Source organism: Tistrella bauzanensis (assembly GCF_014636235.1).
Lineage (GTDB): Bacteria > Pseudomonadota > Alphaproteobacteria > Tistrellales > Tistrellaceae > Tistrella > Tistrella bauzanensis.
The window spans coordinates 1-1,707 of record NZ_BMDZ01000167.1 but is presented as its reverse complement, the minus strand read 5'-3'; the positions used below and the strand labels follow the sequence as shown (position 1 = coordinate 1,707).

Annotated in this window: 2 protein-coding genes and 2 pseudogenes; all 4 read right to left on the bottom strand. The window is 63.9% G+C overall.

Annotated features, from left to right (window positions below; translation table 11 throughout):
* Positions 1-55: 55 nt before the first annotated feature.
* Positions 56-355 (bottom strand): annotated as a pseudogene (locus IEW15_RS26695) (alpha/beta fold hydrolase); the annotation flags it as partial.
* A gap of 162 nt (positions 356-517) precedes the next feature.
* Positions 518-667, bottom strand: a pseudogene (locus IEW15_RS26690) (MFS transporter); the annotation flags it as partial.
* Complete coding sequence (locus IEW15_RS25350; protein WP_188583300.1) at positions 667-912, bottom strand: hypothetical protein; 246 nt, start codon at positions 910-912, stop codon at positions 667-669. The gene IEW15_RS25350 and the pseudogene IEW15_RS26690, both read right to left, overlap by 1 nt.
* Positions 909-1,529: a TetR/AcrR family transcriptional regulator gene (locus tag IEW15_RS25345; protein ID WP_229708859.1), complete on the bottom strand. Its 621-nt coding sequence runs from the start codon at positions 1,527-1,529 to the stop codon at positions 909-911. Before IEW15_RS25345 ends, IEW15_RS25350 begins: the two co-directional genes overlap by 4 nt.
* Positions 1,530-1,707 lie beyond the last annotated feature (178 nt).

Genomic DNA, 1,707 nt, shown 5'->3' with positions numbered 1-1,707 from the left:
TCGTCGATCAGCCGTGGCTCATCATGTCCATCGGCATGCGATCATGGGCACATGGGTGACCGTCCATGGGACTTGGTATTAGTCCCAGCGCCTCGACCGTATCATGGACGTCCGCAGCCGCGGTCCGCATGTCATAGCCTGCCGCGGGCCGGTCGGAATCGCCCATCCCGCGCGGGTCGAGGGCAATGACCCGCCGTCCGGCGGCGGCAAGCAGCGGCATCACATATCGCCAGACATACCAGCTCTGCGGCCATCCCGGCAGAAGCAGGACCGGTGCGCCGCGGCCGCCCTCAACGAAGTGAAGGCGCACGCCGTTCACGGTGACGGTGCCATGGCGGAAGTTGGCCCAGAACATCGCGGCATCGAATGGCGGCAGCGTATCCTCGGCCGAGGTCGGAATGACGTCGTGTTGCATGATGAACTCCTGGTTCAAGGCTGGGGATGCGAATGGATGCTGCGCGGTTCGGTCGCAAAAGCGATAGGCCCGGGGAAGCGGCCGGTCCGGAGATGTTGCCGGCATCCGCCGCGGCAATGCCCGGGCGAGAACCATGAAGGCCGCGAGCAGACAAATTGCCGACTGGGCGAACACCGCGTGCCAGGAAACCTCATCGGCAACCAGACTGGCGATCGGCCGTGCCAGCATGATGCCCAGCATCTGGCCGCTCATCAGCAGGCCGACGATGCGCCCGCGCATCGCCTCGGGAACCAGATGCGAGGCATAGGGGCGATGATGCCGATCAACAAGGGCTGGGCATAATAGAGGTTCGCGGCGATGAGCCCGCCCACGGCCGCAAGCAGCAGGGCGAGCCGTCTCGACAGGACGGGGCGAGGTTCAGTTTCAGCGGTGGCAATGATCAAAACAGACGCCCCGAATTTGGGGGTGAACTCTTCCAAATTGGTCAAAAAGATCAATCCAGCATCTTCAACGCGCTTTGGGCGAGGGCCGCCATTTCCTCGCGAGAGCGGCTCGTCTTGCCCAGAACCCGCATGCCCTGGACCACCGAGAGCAGCAGGCGCGCCGTCACGATCGGATCGATGTCCGATGAGATCGAACCGTCTTTCTGGCCCTGGCCGATAAAGTCGATGAAGCGCGTCTCGTGTGCGTCGAAAGAGGCTGTGACACGCCTCGCCATTTCTGGATCGGAACTCGCCAGATCGACGGCGCTGCCGACGACGAGGCAGCCGCGCCGGCCGGTCGGGCCGTGGCTCGCCTCCGCATAGACGCTGAGAACCGTCCTGATTTTATCGCGACCGGTCGGTGCCGATGCAAGCGCCTGCGCAAGATGCTCGTTCCGGAGCCTCACATAGCGCTCGAAGGCGGCGATGAAAACCCCACGCTTGTCCTTGAAGGCCTTGTACAGGCTCCCTTCGGCGATCCCCATCGATGCGGTCAGCCGGCTCAGAGAGGTCGCGTGATAGCCGCGCTCGCTGAAAACGCCGATCGCTTTGTCCAGCGCCTCGCCGAGATCGAATTCGCGCGGCCGGCCGGGACCACGGGGCTCATCGGGATGGGGGGTCGGTTTCATCATGGAAGATATATTAGGAAGGAATTGCTTCCAAATCAAGCCCCGGATCGATGGGCGAAGCGAAAAGCTGGAAAGAAGGAAGCGGCGAGGGGGCCATTGGCCCCCTCGGACCCCCCTGCCCTTTTGGGGCGTGGCGGGGCTGTGGAAGCGGGACGCGGAGTGTGGGGGATGCCGGGGCTGT

Bases quoted from the DNA above. Each gene is read 5' to 3' on its own strand.
- IEW15_RS25345 (WP_229708859.1), bottom strand. From the start codon at position 1,529: ATGATGAAACCGACCCCCCATCCCGATGAGCCCCGTGGTCCCGGCCGG.